The 16144-nt window shown below is 57.1% G+C and carries 11 protein-coding genes; 10 read left to right on the top strand and 1 reads right to left on the bottom strand.

Translation table 11 applies throughout. From position 1 onward, the window contains the following. Positions 1-38: 38 nt before the first annotated feature. The 4 genes from mutS (at position 39) to murJ (ending at position 8322) form a co-directional block, all read left to right on the top strand. Positions 39-2681 (top strand): DNA mismatch repair protein MutS, encoded by a 2643-nt coding sequence (gene mutS, locus AC0JZ1_RS14660; protein ID WP_471883466.1) that lies wholly within the window; start codon positions 39-41, stop codon positions 2679-2681. A 27-nt stretch (positions 2682-2708) separates the two neighbouring features. After that, positions 2709-3716: a helix-turn-helix domain-containing protein gene (locus AC0JZ1_RS14655; RefSeq protein ID WP_471883069.1), complete on the top strand. Its 1008-nt coding sequence runs from the start codon at positions 2709-2711 to the stop codon at positions 3714-3716. A gap of 173 nt (positions 3717-3889) precedes the next feature. Next, the gene (locus tag AC0JZ1_RS14650) at positions 3890-6730 is read left to right on the top strand and encodes a [protein-PII] uridylyltransferase (RefSeq protein ID WP_471883068.1); all 2841 of its coding nucleotides are present in this window, start codon (positions 3890-3892) and stop codon (positions 6728-6730) included. Next, positions 6727-8322 (top strand): murein biosynthesis integral membrane protein MurJ, encoded by a 1596-nt coding sequence (gene murJ, locus AC0JZ1_RS14645; RefSeq protein ID WP_471883067.1) that lies wholly within the window; start codon positions 6727-6729, stop codon positions 8320-8322. The genes AC0JZ1_RS14650 and murJ overlap by 4 nt, the downstream gene beginning before the upstream one ends. On the opposite strand, the gene AC0JZ1_RS14640 is transcribed toward murJ, so the two are convergent. Then, complete coding sequence (locus AC0JZ1_RS14640) at positions 8313-8735, bottom strand: YcbK family protein (RefSeq protein WP_471883066.1); 423 nt, start codon at positions 8733-8735, stop codon at positions 8313-8315. The two genes, murJ and AC0JZ1_RS14640, sit on opposite strands and share 10 nt — an antisense overlap. 360 nt (positions 8736-9095) lie before the next feature. Between AC0JZ1_RS14640 and AC0JZ1_RS14635 the strand changes: the two genes are divergently transcribed. The 6 genes from AC0JZ1_RS14635 to trpS all read left to right on the top strand — a co-directional run bounded on the left by AC0JZ1_RS14635 (position 9096) and on the right by trpS (position 16064). Beyond that, positions 9096-10697: a peptide ABC transporter substrate-binding protein gene (locus AC0JZ1_RS14635; protein WP_471883065.1), complete on the top strand. Its 1602-nt coding sequence runs from the start codon at positions 9096-9098 to the stop codon at positions 10695-10697. Between the two features lie 61 nt (positions 10698-10758). Continuing rightward, a complete protein-coding gene (oppB, locus tag AC0JZ1_RS14630; RefSeq protein WP_471883064.1) occupies positions 10759-11682 on the top strand; it encodes an oligopeptide ABC transporter permease OppB in 924 nt (307 codons plus the stop codon). Then, positions 11675-12796, top strand: coding sequence for an ABC transporter permease (locus AC0JZ1_RS14625; protein WP_471883063.1), 1122 nt, complete (start codon positions 11675-11677; stop codon positions 12794-12796). Before oppB ends, AC0JZ1_RS14625 begins: the two co-directional genes overlap by 8 nt. 10 nt (positions 12797-12806) lie before the next feature. After that, positions 12807-14405, top strand: coding sequence for an ABC transporter ATP-binding protein (locus tag AC0JZ1_RS14620; RefSeq protein ID WP_471883465.1), 1599 nt, complete (start codon positions 12807-12809; stop codon positions 14403-14405). A gap of 47 nt (positions 14406-14452) precedes the next feature. Next, positions 14453-14851, top strand: coding sequence for a VOC family protein (locus tag AC0JZ1_RS14615; RefSeq protein ID WP_471883062.1), 399 nt, complete (start codon positions 14453-14455; stop codon positions 14849-14851). A 148-nt stretch (positions 14852-14999) separates the two neighbouring features. Continuing rightward, positions 15000-16064 (top strand): tryptophan--tRNA ligase, encoded by a 1065-nt coding sequence (gene trpS, locus AC0JZ1_RS14610; protein WP_471883061.1) that lies wholly within the window; start codon positions 15000-15002, stop codon positions 16062-16064. Positions 16065-16144 lie beyond the last annotated feature (80 nt).

The following is a 16144-nucleotide window of genomic DNA, read 5'->3' as shown; positions in this document are numbered from 1 at the left end:
AACTCACCTCGGCTGAAAGCCGTGCTTCGGCAACGCCGATGATGGAGCAGTTCATCGAGATCAAGGCGAATAATCCGGATTCGCTGCTGTTTTACAGAATGGGCGATTTCTACGAACTCTTCTTTGAGGATGCCGTGGAAGCATCCCGAGCGCTTGGAATTACGTTGACAAAACGCGGCCAGCATCTTGGCCAGGATATTCCCATGTGCGGTGTGCCGATCCACGCCGCAGACGATTATCTGCAAAAACTCATCTCGCTTGGTTTTCGGGTCGCGGTGTGCGAGCAGATAGAAGATCCGGCTGAAGCCAAGAAGCGCGGCTCAAAGTCGGTGGTCAAGCGGGATGTGGTGCGGCTTGTCACGCCGGGAACGCTGACGGAAGAGAAGCTTCTTTCTCCTTCGGAATCCAATTATCTGATGGCGCTTGCCCGCATCAAGGGCGGCGGTGAGCAACAACTGGCGCTCGCCTGGATAGACATTTCCACCGGGGTCTTTCGGCTGGCGGAAACGACACAGCTTCGCCTGCTCGCCGATATTCTTCGAATCGAACCCCGTGAACTGATCGTGGCCGATACCGTTTTCTACGATGAGGAATTGAAGCCCACCTTCGATATTCTCGGTCGAATTGCTGTGCCTCAACCGGGCGTGTTGTTCGATAGCGCGACGGCGGAAGAGCGAATTTCCCGCTATTTTGGCGTCGGAACGCTGGATGGCTTCGGCACCTTCACGCGGGCGGAACTGGCGGCTGCGGCAGCAGCCGTTGCCTATGTCGAGAAAACCCAGATTGCAGAACGCCCGCCACTCAACCCGCCAGAGAGGGAAAGCGGGGCTTCCACGCTCTTTATCGATCCAGCCACGCGGGCCAATCTGGAGCTCACCCGTACCATGAACGGCGACCGTGACGGCTCGCTGCTGAAAGCCATTGACCGCACGGTGACAGGCGGCGGTGCGCGCCTTCTTTCAGAACGCCTGATGTCACCGTTGACCGACCCGGAGGAAATCAACCGGCGCCTCGATAGCGTAGCGTTCCTGATTGATGAGCCCTCACTGTGCAGCGAACTCCGTTCCGCCCTCAAGCATGTGCCGGATATGCCACGTGCGCTCTCGCGACTGGCGCTGGATCGCGGTGGTCCACGAGATCTGGGCAGTATCCGCCAAGGTCTTGCCGCTGCACGTCAAGTTGGTGAGTTCTTGAGCAAGGCCCTTTTACCGGAAGAGCTGTCGGATGCTCTTAAAGGTTTGAACGCGCTGCCACGCTTCGTCGAAGATGAGATGGACAGGGTCTTGGGTGAGGATCTGCCGCTTCTAAAGCGCGATGGCGGCTTCCTGAGGGATGGATGCCATGCGGAGCTGGATGAAGTGCGCGCCCTTCGTGATCAATCGCGGCGGGTCATTGCCGGTCTGCAACTGCACTATGCGGAAGAAACGGGCATCAAGTCACTCAAGATCAAGCACAACAATGTGCTGGGATATTTCATCGAGGTGACGGCGGGCAATAGCGGCCCGATGACTGATACACCGGAGGCAAAGGCTCGCTTTATCCATCGCCAGACCATGGCCAATGCCATGCGCTTCACCACAACGGAACTGGCTGACCTTGAAAGCCGCATTGCCAATGCCGCAGACCGGGCGCTGACAATCGAGCTGGAGGCCTTTGATCGTTTGACGACTATGGTGCTTTCCCATGCAGAGGTGCTCAAGGCCGGGGCGAGGGCGCTTTCTGTCATCGATGTCGCGGCAGGTCTGGCACTTCTGGCGGAAGAGTGGAACTACTGCCGCCCGGAAGTGGATGCCTCGCGCCAGTTCAACATTCAGGGCGGGCGTCATCCGGTCGTGGAACAGGCGCTTCGCCGCCAGTCCACAAGCTCCTTCATTGCCAATGATTGCGATCTGTCGCCGAACACGGATGGCGGCTTCGGTGCGCTTTGGTTGCTGACGGGTCCCAATATGGGCGGTAAATCCACCTTTCTGCGCCAGAACGCCCTGATTGCCATTTTGGCCCAGATCGGCTCTTTCGTGCCTGCCACACTGGCGCAGATCGGGGTGGTGGATCGCCTCTTTTCGCGCGTCGGTGCGTCGGATGATCTGGCGCGTGGACGCTCCACCTTCATGGTGGAAATGGTCGAAACTGCTGCCATCCTCAATCAGGCCACGGATCGCTCGCTGGTCATTCTCGATGAAATCGGACGCGGAACCGCCACTTTTGATGGTCTTTCGATTGCCTGGGCAGCCGTTGAGCATCTGCATGAAGCCAATCGTTGCCGCGGACTTTTCGCCACCCACTTCCACGAGTTGACGGTGCTTTCGGAAAAGCTGAACCGGCTCTCCAACGCCACCATGCGCGTGAAGGAATGGGATGGCGATGTCATTTTCCTGCATGAAGTGGGGCCGGGCGCAGCCGATCGCTCCTATGGCATCCAGGTGGCCAAGCTCGCCGGTCTGCCGGATGCCGTGGTGGCGCGCGCACGTGATGTCTTGAACAAGCTTGAGGATGCTGACCGCAAGAACCCCGCTAGTCAGCTCATTGATGATCTTCCGCTGTTTCAGGTGGCGGTCAGAAAAGAGCAGGAGAAACGCGGGCCGTCCAAGGTCGAGGAAGCCCTGAAAGCAATCAATCCCGATGACATGACACCGCGTGAGGCGCTTGACGCACTTTATGCGCTAAAGAAGCAGCTTAACTGACCGTTCCCGCAGCCGGGGTACCGCGCCTTGCTTTCCATTCCACTGCCATTCATCGTCGGCTTGGTGTTTGCGCTTACGCTGCATCGCAATTTGAAGGGCGTGGAAACGCCGGGTTCCAAGCGCTATTTCGTCGTGTTCCTGATTGCCTATGCTGTGCAGGGGGCAATTATCGGGCTTCGCTTTGGCTATGGTATCGAATGGCTGCATCTCGTTCAGCCGGTTACAGCATCCTTGATGCCGCCGCTTGCTTACCTTGCTTTCCGCTCTTTGGCAGTAACGCCAGTGGCTCGCCCGTTCTTGCATGTTATTGCGCCGCTGCTTGTTCTCCTGGCTGTCAGCATATTTCAGCATCTTGTTGATCTCCTCCTGATGTTGGAGTTCATCTGTTACGGCATGTTGTTGTTTGGCCTGACTTCGAAGGGATCAAACACCTTGGCGGAAACCTCTTTGCAGCGCATGCTGCCAGCGGTGCGGGCGGCGCGTCTTTCGGCCATCCTGCTGCTGTTCTTCGGGCTTTCAGATGCGTTCTTGGCTGGTGCGACCTTCTTTTATGGCAATGCCATGGTGCCCGTCGCAGTTACGGCGATGAATTTCACAGCGCTTTTCGTGGTCACACTCTATTACTTCGTCCCGGATTTTTTTGGTCGCGAAAAACCGGGCTTTGCCGAGCCGTCCCCTCCTGCCACAAGCGCAGAGGATGCCGCGCTGCTCTCCCGCATCGAGGCTGCTCTGGATGAAAATGCTCTCTACCGCCAGGAAGACTTGAGCCTTGCAAAGCTTGCGCGGCGAACCGGGGCAACACCAAGGGAAGTGTCGGCAGCCATCAATCGGGCGAAGGGGCTCAATGTTTCGCAATACGTCAACAACCGGCGCATTCAGGAAGCTTGCCGCCTCCTGCGAGAGACCGATCAGCCGCTTACGAGCTTGATGTTCGAATGCGGATTTGGCACCAAATCCAATTTCAATCGCGAGTTCAGGCGTGTGACCGGCAAAAGCCCGTCAGAGTGGCGAACCAAAATCCGCCTCAAGAATTGATAAACCAAGGATTGGAAATTTCCGTCCGGTGTGAAATCAATCGAGCGACGGAAACGCTCTGGAAACAGGCGCGCACCCACTGTGCCAAATAGAAGCGCAGCGCGTCTAAAACATTATGCAAGCACATGCCGATAAGGCTATAGACCGAGGGACGCGGCACCCGGCGGGAAGACATGGCAAGAGAAGAAATCGATTTTTCCGAACTTCTGGATTTGGCGCATCTGCGCCAGGAATGCGAAACCATCCTTGAAAACGGCGCGGGAAAGGTGCTCGAAATGCGAGCCGCCCTTCTGCCCGTCTTGCGCAAGGCAAGCGTGGAGGGGCGCGAAAAGGCTCGCGAGCTTCTGGCGCAGGATGGCAGCGGCCTGAATTGCGCAGAGCGCATTTCCTATATTCAGGACCAGTTGATTACCATCATCTTTGAAACGGTGACACAACGTCTATACCCGGCAGCGGCTTCGCAGGTAGCCATAACAGCCGTCGGCGGCTACGGACGTGGCACGTTGGCCCCGGGGTCGGATATCGATCTGCTTTTCCTTCTGCCCTCCAAAAATACCGAGGATATGCGCAAAGCCATCGAGTTCCTGCTCTATGTGCTCTGGGATCTCGGTTTCAAGGTGGGCCATGCCACCCGCACGGTGGATGAGTGCATCAGCCTGTCCAATCAGGATATGACCATCCGCACCGCCGTTCTGGAAATGCGGTTCATCTGCGGCCGCGAACCTCTTGCCAATCAATTGCAGTCGCGCTTCGACAGCGAGATCATCAGCCATGGCGCAGAGGATTTCATCGCAGCAAAGCTCGGCGAGCGTGACCAGCGGCACCAGAAAGCGGGCGATACGCGCTATCTGGTGGAGCCGAATGTGAAGGAAGGCAAAGGCGGTTTGCGCGATATCCAGACTCTATTCTGGATTGCCAAATATCATTACCGCGTTCGCGATGCCGCTCAGCTCGTCAAACTTGGCGTTCTCTCCCGTCAGGAATGGCGGCTGTTCCAGAAGGCAGAGGATTTTCTCTGGGCGGTGCGCTGCCAGATGCACTTTGTGACCGGCAAGGCAGAAGAGCGCTTGTCCTTCGATATCCAGCGCGAAATTGCGTCAAATCTCGGCTATAGCACCCGCCGCACGCTTCCCGCCGTGGAACGCTTCATGAAGCACTACTTCCTGGTGACGAAGGATGTCGGCGATCTTACGCGGATTCTCTGCTCCGCATTAGAGGAAGAGCAGGCGAAGCCCGCTCCTGGCATCACGGGCGTCATCGGGCGCTTTCGCCGCCGGGTTCGCAAAATCGCTGGCAGCTCCGAATTCGTGGAAGATCGCGGACGCATCGCACTGGCAGACCCGGATGTGTTCAAGCGCGATCCAGTCAGTATCATCCGCCTCTTCCATGTCGCGGATCTGAATGGCCTCGAATATCACCCTGATGCGCTGAAAGCGATTACGCGGAATTTCCGCCTGATCGACGACAATCTGCGCGAGGATGCGGAAGCGAACCGCTTGTTCCTCTCGATCCTCACGTCGCGTTTCGATCCGGCGCTCACGCTTCGCCGCATGAACGAATCGGGCGTTCTCGGCCGCTTCATCCCCGAATTCGGCAAGATCGTCGCGATGATGCAGTTCAGCATGTATCATCACTATACCGTCGATGAGCATCTGATCCGCGCCGTCGAGGCATTGTCGCAGATCGACAAGGGAAAATCTGCAGACGATCACCCGCTGGCCAATCAGCTGATGCCGCATATCGAGGAGCGGGAAGCGCTGTATGTCGCTGTGCTGTTACACGATATCGCCAAGGGCCGGCAGGAAGATCATTCCATCGCCGGTGCCCGTGTCGCTCGCAAGCTCTGCCCGCGCTTTGGTTTGAAGCCAAAGCAAACGGAACTGGTGGCATGGCTGATCGATCAGCATCTGGCCATGTCCATGGTCGCCCAGACACGCGACCTACATGACCGCAAGACCATCACGGATTTTGCCGAAACGGTTCAGTCGCTCGACCGGCTCAAAATGCTGCTGATCCTGACCATTTGCGATATCCGGGCTGTCGGTCCCGGCGTCTGGAATGGCTGGAAAGGCCAATTGCTGCGCACACTCTATTACGAGACGGAATTGCTGCTTTCCGGCGGTTTTTCTGAGGTCTCCCGCAAGGAGCGGGCCAAGGCTGCGGCAGAAGCGCTGGCCGATGCTTTGTCCGAATGGAGCCAGAAGGACCGCAAGACCTACTCCAAGCTCCACTACCAGCCTTATCTTCTTTCCGTCGCGCTGGAGGATCAGGTTCGCCATGCGACATTCATCCGCGATGCGGATAAGGCAGGCCATGCGCTGGCAACCATGGTTCGCACCGATAGCTTTCGTGCCATCACGGAAATCACGGTGCTGGCACCTGACCATCCGCGCCTTCTGTCCATCATCGCGGGTGCCTGCGCCGCAACCGGCGCCAACATTGCCGATGCGCAGATCTACACCACCACCGATGGCCGGGCGCTTGATACCATCCTCATCAATCGCGAATTCCAGAGCGACGAGGATGAGTTGCGCCGCGCCGGAACGGTCTGCCGCATGATCGAGGATGTTTTGGCGGGCAAGAAGCGCCTGCCGGAAGTCATAGCCACCCGCGCCAAATCCAAGAAGAAGAACAAGACCTTCATCGTTCACCCATCGGCGACAATTTCAAACACGCTATCGAACAAGTTTACGGTGATCGAGGTGGAGGGGCTGGATCGCACCGGTCTTCTTGCTGACATGACGGTGGTTCTCGCCGATCTTTCGCTGGATATTCATTCAGCGCGCATCACTACCTTTGGTGAAAAGGTCATCGATACCTTCTATGTCACCGATCTGGTGGGGCAGAAGATCACCAACGAGAACCGGCAGGGCACCATTGTGCAGCGTCTCAAGACGGTGTTGAGCGATCAGGAAGACGAACTGCGGCGCGGCATGCCGTCAGGCATTATCGCGCCCGATCCGGTTGCTGTTCGTGCCGCCAATCCTCCGCGCAAGACGAAGGCAGACGCATGAGCCTGGTCAAGAAGTTTGCAACTGTCGGCGGCGCGACGTTGGGCAGCCGCCTTTTCGGTTTTGCCCGTGAAACCCTGATGGCCGCAGCACTCGGTACGGGACCGATGGCGGATATCTTCTACGCCGCCTTTCGTTTCCCGAACCTCTTTCGCCGCCTCTTTGCGGAAGGGGCCTTCAACGCCGCTTTCGTACCGCTGTTTTCCAAGGAAATCGAGGCAAACGGCGTCGATGGTGCCAAGCGCTTCTCGGAGGAAGTGTTCGGTGTTCTTTTTACCGCACTGCTCGCCATCACCATCGTGATGGAGCTTTGCATGCCGCTTCTGGTGCGGTGGGTCATCGCACCGGGCTTTGCGGACGATCCGGAAAAAACGGCCATTACCGTTCGCATGGCCATCGTCATGTTCCCGTATCTCATGTGCATGTCGCTGACAGCCATGATGAGCGGCATGCTGAATTCGCTACACCATTTTTTTGCCGCTGCCATTGCGCCCGTTTTCCTCAACGTGATCATGATCAGCACTCTGTTCTACACGTTGTGGAGCGGTGCCGACCCTCTGACGACAGGATGGTATCTCTCCTGGAGCGTATTGGCCTCTGGCATCGTGCAATTGGCCATCGTCTATTTCGGTGTGCGCCATGCGGGCATCCGCATCGGCTTTCGCCGCCCGAAAATGACTCCGAATGTGAAGCGGCTTCTGATTCTAGCCGTTCCTGCTGCGGTGACGGGTGGCATTACCCAGATCAACCAGATCATCGGGCAGGCCATCGCCTCCGGCAAGGAAGGTGCAATTGCCGCCCTGCAATATGCGGATCGCATATACCAATTGCCGCTTGGTGTAGTCGGCGTTGCCGTGGGCGTCGTGCTGCTGCCGGAGCTTTCACGGGCGCTAAAATCCGGCAATATGAAAGAGGCGGGCAATATCCAGAACCGCTCGCTGGAATTTGTGCTGTTCTTGACGCTCCCCGCCGCCGTTGGCATCTGGATTTTGTCCGAACCCATTATCCGCGTTCTTTATGAGCGGGGTGCGTTCCATGCGGAAAATACGGCAGTTGTGGCCTCCATCCTCGCGATTTATGGATTGGGCCTGCCGGGATTCGTGCTGATCAAGGCGCTTCAGCCAGGATTTTATGCGCGGGAAGATACGAAGACGCCGATGCGCTTCACCATGCTTTCGGTGGTGGTCAACTCCGCGCTTGCCATCTCCCTTTTTCCGATCATAGCAGAACGCGGCATTGCCACGGCGGAAGTTGCTGCTGGTTGGATCAACACGCTACTTCTCTTCTTGACACTTTGGCGGAGAGGCAATCTGCGTTGGGAATGGTCCTTTGCGCGCCGGGTACTGCTCCTGATGGTGTCCGCTGGCGTCATGGCTGCGGCGCTTCTCTATGCCCAGTCCCATGTGGTGGGATACCTTCAGCCGGGAAGCGCCTTCCTGCACAAGCTGGTGGCGCTGTTCGGGCTGATCGGCATCGCGATGCTGGTGTATTTTGCGACCGCCTTCCTCATCGGCGGAGCTGATCTTGGTATGCTCAGTCGCAATCTAAAGCGCGGTCGTGCCGCGCCTGCCAAGCCAGTCGATGATCAGCAATAGACCCAGCGGCGCTTTGGTCCAACATCCACGTGGATGATACCGTTGCAGTAGCGGCCGATGCCTCCGATGCCGGGGGCGCTGGACGCTGCCGCGACGATTTTCTTGTCGGAAACACCGGGCACACGAATATCGGCGGCAAGACAATGGCTATGCTGCGATGTGCCGGATCTGGGGCGATGCCCAGATGTAACAATTGGTTTGCGCCCGGTCTCTAGGGCGATATGGGCGAGGATGGCTTCCAGCTTTTCCGGGAAGCAACCGGTGCGAACGCTGACACGCTGAACCGTATAAGCTGCGCTGTAATCATGTTTGAACAGGTTGGCGCGACGTTTTTTCACACTTTGAGTTTCTCCTGCCACAGCATGGGTCACTGCGAGGATGCCGGCGAGCGCGACGCATAACAGCAAGCGCATATTGTCTCCGTCAGTTTATTTGCCCTCAAAAGGGGCTGAATGGAACTGATGGAGCATTTCGTTTCTAAAAGTGACGCCAGTAAGGACGAATTTGCTCAATTATGAGGCTTTTGTGCCTTTTTCGTTAAGATCCGTTAACCATTGATGGTTGCAGGTTTTTTCCGATAGCCTCCCTGTGGAGAGCCTGGGGAAAACTTGAGAAACCTGCCACGGTTTTGGCAAATTCATACCAGGTTTCAGCGTTTTGAATGGGCTGCTTCAGCATTAATAAGCGCGGCCTACTTGTCTTCCGATCAATGTTCGCATTTTTTAATCGATGCAAAAAATGAAAATGACCGTTCGGGGAAAGGCAAAAAAGCCATGTCATTTATGAAGCACAGATTCGCGACGACTGTTCTCGCAGGCGCTCTTTTATTCGGTGCCAGCAATGCGTTCGCGGAAGCTGTCCTGCATCGCGGCAACGGCGGAGAACCGCAGACGCTGGATTACGCAAACATTTCCATCGATATCGAAGGCTTCGTCGTGAAGGACCTTTTCGAAGGCCTCACCATCTACGACGCCAAGGGTGAGATCGTGCCCGGCGCTGCCGAAAGCTGGAAGATTTCCGATGATGGCACCGTCTATACCTTCAAGCTGCGCGAAGACGCCAAGTGGTCTGATGGCACGCCGGTAACGGCGGAAGATTTCGCCTTCGCCATGCGCCGCGTGGAAGATCCGAAGACGGCTGCCAAATACGCCAACATCCTCTACCCAATCAAGAACGCTGAAAAGGTGAACAAGGGCGAAGCGCCGGTAGACCAGCTTGGCGTAAAGGCAGTGGATGCCAAGACGTTTGAGATCACGCTTGAGCGCCCGACGCCTTTCTTCCTTCAGCTTCTGGCGCATTACACGGCCCTGCCCATCAACAAGGCCAATTACGAGAAGTTCGGCAATCAGTTCGTGAAGCCGGGCAACATGGTATCGAATGGGGCATTCAAGCTTCAGTCACACGTTCCGAATGACACGCTGGTTGTCGTAAAGAACGAGAACTACTGGGACGCCAAGAATGTGAAGCTGGACAAGGTCGTCTTCTACCCAATCGATGACGATGCCGCATCCGTGCGCCGTTTCGAGGCCAAGGAGATGGATCTGGTCTACAACTTCTCCGCAGAACAGATCAAACGCCTGCGTGAAGCCTACAAAGACCAGGTACACGTGACGCCATCGCTGGCGACCTATTATTTCGCCTTCGACAATCGCGAAGCACCTTATAGCGACGTGCGCGTTCGCCAGGCTCTCTCCATGGCCATCGACCGTGATTTCATCACCAATGAAATCTATTCCGGGGCTCAGATCCCTGCTTACCACCTTGTGCCGCCCGGCATGGAAGGTTACGGCGAAGGCGTAAAGCCTGATTGGGCATCGCTGTCGCAGATCGACCGTGAAGACAAGGCCATCGCCTTGATGAAGGAAGCTGGCTACGGTGAGGGCGGCAAGCCGCTCAACATCGAAGTCCGCTATAACACCAATACCAACCATGAACGTGTGGCAACCGCATTGGCTGATATGTGGAAGAACACGTTTGGTGCGAAGGTATCGCTGGTCAACCTCGATGTCGCTTCGCACTATGCGTTCCTGCAGGAAGGCGGCAAGTTCAACGTAGCGCGTGCATCCTGGTCTGCGGATTATGCCGACCCGGAAAACTTCCTGGCTCTACTGGTCAGCACCAACACCTCGTTCAACTACGGCAAGTACAAGAGCGCGGAATTCGATGCGCTGATGAAGCAGTCTTATGATGAGCGCGATGCTGCAAAGCGCATGGAAATCCTGAAGAAGGCCGAGGAAATCCTGAACAAGGATCAGCCGATTGCGCCGGTCATGGGCAATGCCAATCTTTGGCTTGTCGCATCCCGCGTTGCAGGCTGGCAGGATAATGCCGTCAACGAGCATCTTTCCAAGTTTTTGAGCGTCTCGGACAAGTAATCGAAAAAGGAGCATGACGCGCGCCGTTCTCATCCGAACGGTGCGCGTCATCGTTTGAACCATGATCAGTTTCATCCTGCGCCGATTGGCGAGTGCCGTGCCCACGGTATTCGTCGTCGTGACGATATCGTTTTTTCTGATGCGCTTTGCGCCTGGCGGTCCGTTCAATCTCGAGCGTCCGCTTCCACCCCAGACCATGGCGAACCTGATGGCCACCTATCAGCTCGATCAGCCTATCTGGAAGCAATACATTCACTACCTTGGAAATGCTGTCACTGGCGATTTCGGGCCGAGCTTTATCTACAAGGATAATACGGTCGCTGAGCTGATCGGCAAGGCGCTGCCTTACTCAATGCAGCTTGGCTCCATGGCAATCCTGATCGCTTTGATCGGCGGTGTGCTGCTCGGAACCATTGCGGCACTTCGGCAAAACTCGGTACTGGATTTCGGGCTTATGGCCTTTGCCACGGTTGGTGTGACTGTGCCGAACTTCGTCGTTGGCCCGGTGCTGACGCTGATCTTTGCCATCATGCTGTCATGGCTGCCAGCCGGGGGCTGGGGGGATGGTTCCATCCAGTTCCTCATTCTGCCTATCATCGCGCTGGCCTTGCCGCAGTTGGCGGTGTTTGCCCGCCTCACACGCGGTGCCATGATCGAAGCGCTGCACACGGATCATATCCGCACCGCCAAGGCCTATGGCCTGCCGTCTCGTGTGGTCGTTGTCACGCACGCTTTGCGCGGGGCCATGCTGCCGGTCGTCTCCTACCTTGCGCCTTGTGCTGCGGCACTGTTGACCGGTTCTGCGGTGGTGGAAAGCATTTTCACCATTCCCGGCGTTGGCCGCTACTTCGTGCTCGGTGCGCTCAACCGCGATTATCCGCTGGTCATGGGCACCGTCATCCTCGTTGCGATCTTCGTGATCGTCTTCAACCTGTTGGTCGATATTGCCTACGGCCTGCTCGACCCGAGGGTTCGCCATGACTGATACCGTAAACTCCACCCCGGAAGTGCAGGGCCGAAGCCTTGGGCAGCTTGCCTGGCTGCGCTTTCGCCGCAACAAGGCTGCCATGGGCGGCTGCTTCATGCTGCTTCTCATCGGCCTGTTTTCTTTTGTCGGTCCATTTTTTATGACGCACACCTATGATCAGGTGTTTCCGTCCTATGTGACGATCGCGCCGAGCCTCACGCCGCGTCCCGACCCAAAGACCCTTGAGGATGTAGCCACATCCGCGGTTAAACGCGCTCGCCTCAACCTCGATAGTTTCGAGGTGAAAGATGGCACCTTCACCGCCAAGGTTTCCGCTTCCAGCCCAATCGATCCACGCACGGTGCGCTATTTCGATCGGGTGAACGAGTTCAAGGGAACGGAAGTCAAGGAAACGGCACCCGATCAGCTCTCCATGGTGCTGACCGGCCATGTCGATCAGCAATATTTCCTCTTCGGCACCGATAGCAACGGCCGCGATCTTCTGGTCCGCGTCATGCTGGGCGGGCAGATATCGATCGCGGTTGGCGTTGCGGCCTCGCTCGTGTCGCTTGGCATCGGCGTCATCTATGGTGCGACCTCCGGCTATCTGGGCGGACGGGTCGACAACATCATGATGCGACTGGTGGAAATTCTCTATTCGCTGCCCTTCGTATTCCTGGTGGTCGTGCTGGTGGTCTTCTTCGGTCGCTCGGTCATGCTGATCTTCATCGTGATCGGCGCTGTGCAATGGCTGGAAATGGCCCGTATCGTGCGCGGTCAGACACTTTCGCTCAAACGGCGGGAATTCGTGGGAGCGGCACAGGCGCTGGGCCTGACAGATTGGCAGATCATCCGACGTCACATCATTCCCAATACGATTGGTCCCGTCATCGTGTTTGTCACGGTCGTTGTTCCGCAGGTTATCCTGACTGAAAGCTTCCTGTCCTTCCTCGGCCTTGGTGTTCAGGCACCGCTGGCAAGTTGGGGTACCTTGATTTCGGAAGGTGCCAAGAACATGCAGGGCGCGCCCTGGCTTCTCATCTTCCCATCCATCTTCTTCGTTCTCACGCTGTTTTCGCTGAACTTCGTGGGCGATGGCCTGCGCGATGCGCTCGATCCGAAGGACCGTTGAGATGGAAAAGATGGAAACACACGAAACCGTTCTGACGGTCTCCAACCTCAAGGTCGATTTCACCACGCCGGACGGCGATGTTCAGGCCGTTAAAGGCACGAGCTTTTCGGTGAAGAAGGGTGAGACGCTGGCAATTGTTGGTGAATCCGGTTCCGGCAAAAGCCAGACCATGATGGCGATTATGGGCTTGCTCGCCGCGAACGGGCGCGTCTCCGGTTCTGCCCGCTACCGCGATAAGGAATTGGTGGGTGCAAACCTGGGCGAACTGAACAAGGTGCGCGGCTCCAAGATCACCATGATCTTTCAGGAACCGATGACATCGCTCGATCCGCTCTACACGGTCGGCAAGCAGATTGCCGAGCCGCTGATCCACCACCGCGGCATGGATAAGAGGGCGGCAAGAAGCCGCGTGCTGGAACTGCTGAAACTGGTGGGCATTCCAGAGCCGGAACGGCGTATTGATAGCTATCCGCACGAAATGTCCGGCGGCCAGCGTCAGCGTGTCATGATTGCCATGGCGCTTGCCAACGAACCGGACCTTCTGATCGCGGATGAGCCGACAACCGCGCTTGACGTGACTATTCAGGCGCAAATCCTGGAGCTTCTCGCTGATCTTCAAAAGCGCTTCGGCATGGCCATCGTACTCATCACCCACGATCTGGGCGTGGTGAAGCATGTGGCGGACCGTGTGGTCGTCATGCGTCGGGGCGAGATCGTGGAGCAGGGAAGCCGCGACGATATCTTTGAGCGTCCGCAACAGGATTACACGAAGATGCTGCTCGCGGCCGAACCTTCCGGTTCCAAGGAGCCGCCAGCAGATAAAGCACCCATCATTCTCGAAGGGCGCAATGTCACGGTCGATTTCGAAATCGGTTCTGGCCTCTTCTTCAGGAGCAGCCGCAATTTCCGTGCGGTGGATGGCGTCAATCTCACGCTTCGCCAGGGCCAGACCATCGGCATCGTGGGCGAATCCGGTTCCGGCAAATCCACGCTCGGCAGGGCCTTGCTGCGTCTGCTGCAATCGGATGGACGCTACAGCTTCAACAGCACGGATATTACGCAGCTGGATCGCAAAGGCATGCGGCCATTCCGCCGCCAGATGCAGCTTGTGTTTCAAGACCCCTACGGTTCGCTTTCTCCGCGTCAGACGGTGGGCGAAATCATCACCGAAGGCCTCTTTGTTCACGAGCCGAACCTGACCAAGGCGGATCGCGACAAACGGGCCATCGAAGCGCTGAAGGAAGTGGGACTCGATCCCGCAGCCCGCAACCGCTACCCGCATGAGTTCTCAGGCGGCCAGCGGCAGCGCATCGCGATTGCCCGTTCGATGATCCTGAAACCAAAGGTCGTCATTCTGGACGAGCCGACCTCGGCGCTTGATCGTTCTGTCCAGCGTCAGGTGATCGAGCTTCTGCGTGACCTGCAACAGAAGCACGATCTATCCTACGTCTTCATCAGTCATGATCTTTCGGTGGTGCGGGCCATCTCCGATCATGTGATTGTCATGAAGAATGGCAGGATCGTGGAGCAGGGACCGACAGAGGATATCTTCGACAGCCCCGCCCAGGATTATACGAAAGCGCTGATCGCTGCTGCTTTCACGCATTAACCCGAAGCGCCCGGTTCGCCGGGCGTTTCCATGTTCGAGAGGTAGGAATGTCTCACGCGTCTGTCTTTCTCGTTACTTTGCTCGTCGATGACTACGATCGAGCCAAGAGCTTCTACTGTGACATTTTGGGCTTCGAATGCACCTTTGACACGCCTCTGGACGAGCTTGGAAAGCGCTGGCTCGTCGTGCGTCCCAAGGGGGAGGCGGGTGCCGGTCTCCTGCTGGCGAAGGCGGACAATGAAGCCCAGAGCGAGAGGATCGGAAACCAGACGGGCGGACGGGTCAGTTTCTTCCTGAAAACAGATGATTTTGCGCGTGATCATTCAGCTTTCCAGGTCATGGGCGTGCGCTTTTTGGAGCAACCGCGTCACGAGTCCTATGGAACCGTCGCTGTGTTTGCCGATCTCTACGGAAATTTATGGGATCTGATCCAGCACACATCGTGATGGCCTCTTGATCGCATAGTGCTGCCGTGCTTAGAGCGCGGCTTGAAACCCCTGGCCGTCCGGGGCGAGACGCGGAAAGACACAATCACCCTTTTCGAAGCCTCGTTTCCGAAAGCCTGTGGCCCTCCACCAGCCTATCGAGGACGATATGAACAGCTTCAAGCCGCTTGTTTTCTCTGGCGTTCAGCCCACCGGCAACCTGCATCTCGGCAATTATCTCGGCGCGATCCGCAAATTCGTGGCGCTTCAGGAAAACAATGATTGCATCTATTGCGTCGTGGACCTGCACGCGATCACCGCTCAATTGGTGCATGAAGATCTGAAGGGTCAGATTCGCTCCATCGCCGCTGCCTTCATCGCATCCGGCATCGATCCGGTGAACCATATCGTCTTCAACCAGTCCGCCGTGCCGCAGCATGCGGAACTGGCCTGGATCTTTAACTGCGTCGCCCGTATCGGCTGGATGAACCGCATGACGCAGTTCAAGGACAAGGCGGGTAAGGATCGCGAAAACGCATCGCTCGGTCTCTTGGCTTATCCGAGCCTGATGGCAGCCGATATTCTGGTTTATCGCGCAACTCACGTTCCGGTGGGTGATGACCAGAAGCAGCATCTGGAACTGGCGCGTGATATTGCCCAGAAGTTCAACATCGATTTCCAGCAGAAAATCCGCGCGACGGGCCAAGGCGTGGACATGGTTGTGGGCGAGGAGCCTATCCATGGTTACTTCCCGCTGGTCGAGCCGCTGATCGATGGTCCGGCACCTCGCGTCATGTCGTTGCGAGACGGCACCAAGAAGATGTCGAAGTCTGATCCGTCCGATCTGTCGCGCATCAACCTGATGGACGATGCCGACGAGATCCTGAAGAAGATCCGCAAGGCAAAGACGGACCCGGATGGCCTTCCATCAGAAATCGAAGGTCTGGCAGGCCGCCCGGAAGCGGATAACCTGATCGGGATTTACGCGGCTCTTTCGGACAAGACAAAGGCTGACGTGCTGAAGGAATTCGGCGGCCAGCAGTTCTCGGTGTTCAAACCGGCGCTGGCCGATCTTGCCGTGCAGGTTCTGTCCCCGATCACGGAAGAAATGCGCCGCCTGATGGGCGATACCAGCCATATTGACGCGATCCTGAGGGACGGCGGCGAGCGCGCCCGTGCCCGCGCCGAACTTGTCATGAACGACGTCTACGACATTATCGGCTTTTTGCGCTGAAACCTGATATCATTATGACGCCCGCCGGTTGTAGCACCGGCGGGTTTTCATTTGCCTGATATGGTATAAATTCGCGATCT

Source organism: Affinirhizobium capsici (assembly GCF_977018625.1).
Note: the sequence above shows the minus strand (reverse complement) of the source record. Positions and strands in the feature narration are given on the sequence as shown.

What these genes read in the sequence shown, in the direction of transcription:
- AC0JZ1_RS14640 (WP_471883066.1), bottom strand. Translation starts at nt 8,735, where the DNA reads ATGCGCTTGCTGTTATGCGTCGCGCTCGCCGGCATCCTCGCAGTGACC.
- AC0JZ1_RS14635 (WP_471883065.1), top strand. Translation starts at nt 9,096, where the DNA reads ATGTCATTTATGAAGCACAGATTCGCGACGACTGTTCTCGCAGGCGCT.
- AC0JZ1_RS14620 (WP_471883465.1), top strand. Translation starts at nt 12,807, where the DNA reads ATGGAAACACACGAAACCGTTCTGACGGTCTCCAACCTCAAGGTCGAT.
- murJ (WP_471883067.1), top strand. Translation starts at nt 6,727, where the DNA reads ATGAGCCTGGTCAAGAAGTTTGCAACTGTCGGCGGCGCGACGTTGGGC.
- oppB (WP_471883064.1), top strand. Translation starts at nt 10,759, where the DNA reads ATGATCAGTTTCATCCTGCGCCGATTGGCGAGTGCCGTGCCCACGGTA.
- AC0JZ1_RS14625 (WP_471883063.1), top strand. Translation starts at nt 11,675, where the DNA reads ATGACTGATACCGTAAACTCCACCCCGGAAGTGCAGGGCCGAAGCCTT.
- trpS (WP_471883061.1), top strand. Translation starts at nt 15,000, where the DNA reads ATGAACAGCTTCAAGCCGCTTGTTTTCTCTGGCGTTCAGCCCACCGGC.
- mutS (WP_471883466.1), top strand. Translation starts at nt 39, where the DNA reads ATGATGGAGCAGTTCATCGAGATCAAGGCGAATAATCCGGATTCGCTG.
- AC0JZ1_RS14615 (WP_471883062.1), top strand. Translation starts at nt 14,453, where the DNA reads ATGTCTCACGCGTCTGTCTTTCTCGTTACTTTGCTCGTCGATGACTAC.
- AC0JZ1_RS14650 (WP_471883068.1), top strand. Translation starts at nt 3,890, where the DNA reads ATGGCAAGAGAAGAAATCGATTTTTCCGAACTTCTGGATTTGGCGCAT.